General features: G+C 67.8%; 7 protein-coding genes. 2 read left to right on the top strand and 5 right to left on the bottom strand.

Annotation, left to right across the window (positions count from 1 at the left end; genetic code table 11):
* On the bottom strand, positions 1 to 915 hold a 915-nt coding region (locus tag A612_RS04585), incomplete at its 3' end, for an MFS transporter (protein WP_019373369.1).
* Positions 916 to 1,067: 152 nt separating this feature from the next.
* Between A612_RS04585 and A612_RS04580 the strand changes: the two genes are divergently transcribed.
* Together A612_RS04580 and A612_RS04575 are read left to right on the top strand one after the other, a co-directional pair.
* A complete protein-coding gene (locus A612_RS04580) occupies positions 1,068 to 2,693 on the top strand; it encodes a peptide chain release factor 3 (RefSeq protein WP_019373368.1) in 1,626 nt (541 codons plus the stop codon).
* Positions 2,693 to 3,508 carry an HAD-IIB family hydrolase gene (locus A612_RS04575; RefSeq protein WP_019373367.1) on the top strand — a complete coding sequence of 272 codons (816 nt, stop codon included), beginning with the start codon at positions 2,693 to 2,695 and terminating at the stop codon, positions 3,506 to 3,508. Before A612_RS04580 ends, A612_RS04575 begins: the two co-directional genes overlap by 1 nt.
* 63 nt (positions 3,509 to 3,571) lie before the next feature.
* Here A612_RS04575 and A612_RS04570 read toward each other — a convergent pair whose 3' ends face one another.
* The 4 genes from A612_RS04570 to A612_RS04555 all read right to left on the bottom strand — a co-directional run bounded on the left by A612_RS04570 (position 3,572) and on the right by A612_RS04555 (position 6,783).
* A complete protein-coding gene (locus tag A612_RS04570) occupies positions 3,572 to 4,309 on the bottom strand; it encodes an amino acid ABC transporter ATP-binding protein (protein ID WP_040436072.1) in 738 nt (245 codons plus the stop codon).
* A gap of 15 nt (positions 4,310 to 4,324) precedes the next feature.
* Complete coding sequence (locus A612_RS04565) at positions 4,325 to 4,999, bottom strand: amino acid ABC transporter permease (protein ID WP_019373365.1); 675 nt, start codon at positions 4,997 to 4,999, stop codon at positions 4,325 to 4,327.
* Position 5,000: 1 nt separating this feature from the next.
* Positions 5,001 to 5,753, bottom strand: coding sequence for an amino acid ABC transporter permease (locus A612_RS04560; protein ID WP_019373364.1), 753 nt, complete (start codon positions 5,751 to 5,753; stop codon positions 5,001 to 5,003).
* A gap of 130 nt (positions 5,754 to 5,883) precedes the next feature.
* Complete coding sequence (locus A612_RS04555; RefSeq protein ID WP_040436071.1) at positions 5,884 to 6,783, bottom strand: amino acid ABC transporter substrate-binding protein; 900 nt, start codon at positions 6,781 to 6,783, stop codon at positions 5,884 to 5,886.
* Positions 6,784 to 6,843 lie beyond the last annotated feature (60 nt).

Raw genomic sequence — 6,843 nt, 5'->3', positions numbered from 1 at the left:
CCCCCCGCCCGCCAGCACCGGCGCGCGCCCGCGCCGGTCGGCCAGGGCCCCGGCTGCGGGCGAGGCCACCATGCCGAACAGGTAGGCGCCAAAGACCAGCCCGATCTGCGTCTGGCTCAGCCCGTAGGGCGGCAGCGCCAGGCGAAAACCCACGTAATTGAACAGCGACACGAACACGCCCATCAGCAGGAAGGCCGAGGCAAACAGCATCCGCAGCGCCGGCGTGCCCAGGTGCGCGCGCCAGGCGGCTCCGTGGTCCGCCAGCCCAAGGCGCTCGCCCCCCGCCGCGCCGCGCCCGCCCGCGCCGCCCGCAGCGCGCGGCAGCAGCAGCACGAAGCCCACCGCCGCCACCAGCCCGAGCACGCCCACCGTCGCCAGCGCCACGCGCCAGCCCCAGGCATCGGCCAGCATGCCCATGCCGATGCGCCCCGCCATGCCGCCGAAGGCCGTGCCGCCGATGTACAGCCCCATGGAAAAGCCCAGGTCGCGCGGGTGGATCTCCTCGGCCAGGTAGGCCATGGCCACCGCCGGCACGCCGCCCAGCAACACGCCCTCCAGCGCCCGCGCCGCCAGCAGCGCCCCCCAGCCCGGCGCCAGCGCCGCCGCCACGTTGCACAGCGCCGCCAGTGCCATCGAGGCGAACATCAGCCGGCGCTTGTCCCGCCCCTGCGACAGCGCCCCGGCCACGAAGATCGCCACCGCCAGGCTGCCGGTGCTCACCGACAGCGCCAGCGAGCTGCCCGCCGGGCTGAGCGAGAAATGGGCCGCCAACTCGGGCAGCACCGGCTGCACGCAGTACAGCAGCGAGAAGGTGGAAAAGCCCGCGAGGAACAGGGCGAGGCTGATGCGGCGGTAGGCGCTGGTGCCGGCCTGGACCCAGCTGCGGGCGGCCGCTGCGGTGGAAGCTTGGTGCATGGACGTGACTGTGGCACGGCCCGCGCGGCGCGGCGGACAAGCGCCGGTCCGTAGAATTGCGCATTGGTGCCCGCGGCCAGTCCGGCCCGGCACCCGCTCCCCCGCGTGCTGCATCCCTGCGCGCCGCATCCCACCCTGCCTCCACACGCAACGTGTCCTACGCTTCCGAAACGCGGCGCCGCCGCACCTTTGCCATCATCTCCCACCCCGACGCGGGCAAGACCACGCTGACGGAAAAACTGCTGCTGTTCTCCGGCGCCATCCAGATCGCCGGCGCCGTCAAGGGCCGCAAGGCCAGCCGACACGCGACCAGCGACTGGATGGAGATCGAGAAGCAGCGCGGCATCTCGGTGGCCTCGTCGGTCATGCAGATGAGCTACCGCGACCACGTCATCAACCTGCTGGACACGCCGGGCCACAAGGATTTCTCCGAGGACACCTACCGCGTGCTCACCGCCGTCGATTCGGCCCTGATGGTGATCGACGCGGCCAACGGCGTGGAGACGCAGACGCGCCGCCTGATCGAGGTCTGCCGCCAGAGGGACACGCCCATCATCACCTTCGTCAACAAGATGGACCGCGAGGTGCGCGACCCGCTCGATATCCTGGACGAGGTGGAGCGGGAACTGGGTATGCCCTGCTGCCCCATGACCTGGCCGGTGGGCCAGGGCCGGAGCTTCGGCGGCATCATCGACCTGCGCACGCAGAGCATGACCGTCTTCCAGCCCGGCAGCGAGAAGCGCCCGGAAGACTTCGAGGTCATCCCCTTGAGCGAAGCCGACAGGCTGCGCGCGCGCTTCGGCCAGACTTTCGACGATGCGCTGGAGAGCATGGAACTGGCCGTGGGCGCCTCCGCCGAATGGAGTCACGAGCAATTTCTCGCCGCCAAGCTCACGCCCGTGTTCTTCGGCTCGGGCGTGAACAACTTCGGCGTCAAGGAAGTGCTGGACGCGGTGGTCGACATGTCACCGCCCCCGGGGCCGCGCAAGAGCACGCTGCTCGTGAACAAGCAGCCCGTCGAGAAGGTGGTGCATCCCGAAGACCCGGGCTTTGCCGGCGTGGTCTTCAAGGTGCAGGCCAACATGGACGCCAACCACCGCGACCGCATCGCCTTCGTGCGCGTCGCCTCGGGCAAGTACACGCCGGGGATGAAAATGCGCGTGCAGCGCACCGGCAAGGAGCTGCGCCCCACCTCGGTCGTCACCTTCATGAGCCAGCGCCGCGAAGCGGTGGAGGAGGCCTACGCGGGCGACATCGTCGGCTTCACCACGCACGGCGGCGTGCAGCTGGGCGACACCATCACCGACGGCCCGGCCCTGCAGTTCACCGGCCTGCCCTTCTTCGCCCCCGAGATGTTCATGACCGTGGTGCTGAAGAACCCGCTGCGCACCAAGCAGCTGCACGAGGGCCTGATGCAGCTGGGCGAGGAAGGCGCCATCCAGGTCTTCAAGCCCGAGGCCGGCGGCAACATGCTGCTGGGCGCCGTCGGCCAGCTGCAGTTCGAAGTGGTGCAGCACCGGCTCAACACGGAATACAACTGCGACATCCGCCTGGAAGGCTGCCAGTACACGGGCGCGCGCTGGATCACGGCCGACACCCCGGCCGAGCTGCGCGAGTTCGAGAACGCCTACCCCATGCGCATGGCGCGCGACGCGGCAAACACGCTGGCCTTCCTTTGCACCTCGCCGTACGACGTGCGGCTGGCGCAGGAGCGGTTTCCGAAGATCCATTTCCATCCGCTGCGCGAGCATGCGGGGTTGGCGTTGCAGGGGGCCTGATGAACATGAAACCTGCGACCCTCCTGCCTCTTGCCTCCTGGCCGCAGCCCACGCGGGCGCGTGTCACCGGCGTCCTCACCGACATCGACGACACCCTCACCACCGACGGCGCCATCACGCCGGACGCGCTGCAGGCCATGGCCGACCTGAAGGCGGCCGGGCTGCACGTGATCGCCATCACCGGCCGGCCGGTGGGCTGGAGCGAGCCCTTCGCACTCGCCTGGCCGATCGACGCCATCGTCGCGGAAAACGGCGCCGTGGCACTGGTGCGCAACGCCGCCGGGGGCCTGGACAAGCTCTACCAGCAGGACGAACCTACGCGCGCCGCCAACTACGCGCGCATGCAGCAAGTGCTGGCCCACATCGAGGCCACCATCCCCGGGGCGCAGCGCGCCACCGACTCAGCCGGGCGCGAGACCGACATCGCCATCGACCACAGCGAATTCACCCAGCTGTCCGACGCGCAGATCGACAAGGTGGTGCTCGCCATGCGCCACGAGGGCATGCACGCCACGGTGAGCAGCATCCACGTGAACGGCTGGTACGGCGAGCACAACAAGCTCGTGGGCGCGCGCTGGATCGTGCGCGAGCTGCTCGGGCGCACGCTCGACACCGAGATGGACCGCTGGGCCTACGTGGGCGACTCGACCAACGACGCCCTGATGTTCGGCGCCTTCGCCCACAGCATCGGCGTGGCCAACATTGCCCGCTTCGTACCGCACCTGTCGCAGCTGCCGCGCTATGTCACCCAAGGCGAGCGCGGCGCCGGCTTTGCCGAAGTGGCGCGCGCCGTCCTCGCGGCGCAGCAGCACTGACGCCCCGGGCCCGACCGTACAGGCGGCAGGGCCGGACCGCAGCGGCCCGGCCGCAGCCGCGCCTCAGTGCGCCAGGATCTTGTTCAGGAAGTCCTTGGTGCGCGGCTGGCGCGCCTCGGGATTGCCGAAGAACTCGTCCTTCGGGCAGTCCTCCAGGATCTTCCCGCCCACGTCCATGAAAATCACCCGGTCGCTGACCTTGCGCGCAAAGCCCATCTCGTGCGTCACGCACATCATGGTCATGCCTTCGTGCGCCAGCCCCATCATCACGTCCAGCACCTCGCCGACCATCTCCGGGTCGAGCGCCGAGGTCGGCTCGTCGAACAGCATCACGATCGGATCCATCGACAGCGCGCGGGCGATCGCCACCCGCTGCTGCTGACCACCCGAGAGCTGCCCCGGGAACTTGTCCTTGTGCGCCATCAGGCCCACGCGCTCGAGCATCTTCAGGCCGCGCGCGCGCGCGTCGTCCAGGCTGCGCCCCAGCACCTTCACCTGCGCGATGGTCAGGTTCTCCGTCACCGACAGGTGCGGGAACAGCTCGAAATGCTGGAACACCATGCCGACCCGCGAGCGCAGCTTCGGCAGGTTGGTCTTCGGGTCGTGCACCGCCGTGCCATCCACCCAGATCTCGCCCTGCTGGATGGGCTCCAGGGCGTTGATGGTCTTGATCAGGGTGGACTTGCCCGAGCCCGAGGGCCCGCAGACCACCACCACCTCGCCCTTGGCGATGCTCGTCGAGCAGCCGTTGAGCACCTGGAAGCTCCCATACCACTTGGAGACGTTCTTCAGTTCGATCATCTTGTGCATCCTTCCTCAGCGGATGATGGCGATCCTGCGGTGCAGGCGCTTGACCAGCCACGACAGCGCATAGCAGATCACGAAATACAGCACCGCCGCCGCCAGGTAGGCCTCGATGGGCCGCCCGTAGTTCTTGCCCGCGATCTCGAAGCCCTTGAGCATGTCGTAGGCGCCGATCGCATAGACCAGCGAGGTGTCCTGGAACAGGATGATGGTCTGCGTCAGCAGCACCGGCAGCATGTTGCGAAAGGCCTGCGGCAGCACCACCAGCTTCATGTTCTGGCCGTAGGTCATCCCCAGCGCCTGGCCGGCGAAGACCTGTCCGCGCGGGATGGACTGGATGCCGGCCCGCATGATCTCCGAGAAATACGCCGCTTCGAACGCCACGAAGGTGATGACCGCCGAGACTTCCGCCCCGATGGGCCGGCCGATGACCATCGGCACCACCAGGAAGAACCACAGGATCACCATCACCAGCGGGATCGAGCGCATGCCATTCACGTAGACGGTCGCCGGCAGCTCCAGCCACTTGCGCCCCGACAGCCGCATCAGCGCCAGCACCGTGCCCAGGGCGATGCCCCCGAGGGTGGCGACCACCGTCAGGGCCACGCTGAAGTACAGCCCCTTCAGGACGAAGTTCGCGAACAGGTCCCAGGTGAAGAACGACCAGTCGATGTTCAGATTGACCATGTCAGTGCCCTCCCCCGCCGGCCGCGATCAGGCCGGGCACGCGCACGCGGCGCTCGATGAAGGCCATGACACGGTTGATCGCAAACGCCGAGATGACGTACAGGCCGGTCACCGCCAGGTACACCTCCACGCCGCGCGCCGTCTCCTCCTGCGCCTGCATGGCGAACATGGTCAGCTCCGCCACCGACACGGCAAACGCCACCGACGAGTTCTTGAACACGTTCATGGTCTCGCTGGTCAGCGGCGGGATGATGATGCGAAAGGCCATCGGCAGCAGCACGTAGCGGTAGGTCTGCAGCGTGGTGAAGCCCATGGCCAGGCCGGCGTAGCGCTGGCCGCGCGGCAGCGCCTGGATGCCCGAGCGCACCTGCTCGGCGATGCGCGCCGAGGTGAAGAAGCCCAGGGCGAAGACCACCAGCACGAAGCCCGGCAGCGACTTCATCGCCGGGAAGATCGCCGGCACCACGTGGTACCACAGGAAGATGTGGACCAGCAGCGGGATGTTGCGAAACAGCTCGACCCAGGCGTTGCCCAGGCGCACCACCCACGGCCGGCCCTCGAGCGTGCGCAGCGTGCCGACGAGCGAGCCCACGACCAGCGCGATCGCCAGCGACAGGATGGACACGGACACGGTCCAGCCCCAGGCCGACAGCATCCAGTCCAGGTAGGTCACGTCGCCGCCCTTGCCAAAGCAGCTCGCCCCCACCTCCATGGTGATGGTGTCCTGGCAGAACACCTGCCATTCCCAGTTCATAGGAACACCCTTTCAAGTACGTTCTTGGAGACCTGCTGCCGGCCCGCAGGCTGCCGGCAACGAAAAACGCCCCTTCCTCCCCGCCGTGACGGCCGGAAGGAGCGAGGGGCGTGGGCGCCGGATCCAGGCCTTACTTGATCTCGTAGGACTCCATGGGCTTGTCGTTCGGGTTGGCCCAGGCCTCCTTGGTGGCCTCCGACAGCGGCAGGCCGATCTTCACGTTGTTCGGCGGGATCGGCTGCATGAACCACTTGTCATACAGCTTGGCGAGCGAGCCGTCGGCGATCTGGCGCTTGATGGAGTCGTCCACCGCCTTCTTGAAGGCGGGGTCGTCCTTGCGCATCATGCAGGCGATGGGCTCGACCGACAGCACCTCGCCGACGATCTTGAAGTCCTGCGGGTTCTTGGATTTGGAGATGTTGGCCGCCAGGATCGAGCCGTCCATGATGAAGGCGTCGGCGCGGCCGGTCTCCAGCATCAGGAAGCTGTCGGCGTGGTCCTTGCCCATGACTTCCTTGAAGTTCAGGCCCTCGGCGCGCTTGTTCTTGCGCAGCGTCTGCACCGAGGTGGTGCCGGTGGTGGTGACGATGGTCTTGCCGTTCAGGTCCTTGATGCCGGTGATGCCCGAGTTGGCGTTCACTGCGATGCGCACCTCCTCCACGTAGGTGGTGACGGCAAAGGCCACTTCCTTCTGTCGCGCCAGGTTGTTGGTGGTGGAGCCGCACTCCAGGTCGACCGTGCCGTTGGAGACCAGCGGGATGCGGTTCTGGGAGGTCACGGGCTGGTACTTGATCTCCAGCTTCGGCAGGCCGAGCTGCTTCTGGATGTCGTCGGCGATGCGTTCGCCCATCTCCGTGTGGAAGCCCACGTACTTGCCGCCGCCCAGGGTGTAGCCCAGGCCCGAGGATTCGCGCACGCCCAGGGTGATGGCGCCCGAGGACTTGATCTTGGCTAAGGTGTCGCCGGCCTGCGCGAAGGCGGTGCCTGCGGCGAGCAAGGTGATGGCGGCTGCCAGCAGATGTTTTTTCATGAAGTTCTCCTTGTGGGTGAAGCGGGAAACCGAGCCGCTCGTGCGCCATGGCGGGCCCGC

The organism is Melaminivora alkalimesophila, assembly GCF_000282995.1.
Classification (GTDB): Bacteria; Pseudomonadota; Gammaproteobacteria; order Burkholderiales; family Burkholderiaceae_C; genus Melaminivora; species Melaminivora alkalimesophila.
This window is presented reverse-complemented; position numbering and strand designations above follow the sequence as displayed.

Excerpts from the sequence above, each read along its gene's own strand:
- A612_RS04560 (WP_019373364.1), bottom strand. The coding sequence starts at position 5,753 with ATGAACTGGGAATGGCAGGTGTTCTGCCAGGACACCATCACCATGGAG.
- A612_RS04565 (WP_019373365.1), bottom strand. The coding sequence starts at position 4,999 with ATGGTCAATCTGAACATCGACTGGTCGTTCTTCACCTGGGACCTGTTC.
- A612_RS04570 (WP_040436072.1), bottom strand. The coding sequence starts at position 4,309 with ATGATCGAACTGAAGAACGTCTCCAAGTGGTATGGGAGCTTCCAGGTG.
- A612_RS04575 (WP_019373367.1), top strand. The coding sequence starts at position 2,693 with ATGAACATGAAACCTGCGACCCTCCTGCCTCTTGCCTCCTGGCCGCAG.
- A612_RS04555 (WP_040436071.1), bottom strand. The coding sequence starts at position 6,783 with ATGAAAAAACATCTGCTGGCAGCCGCCATCACCTTGCTCGCCGCAGGC.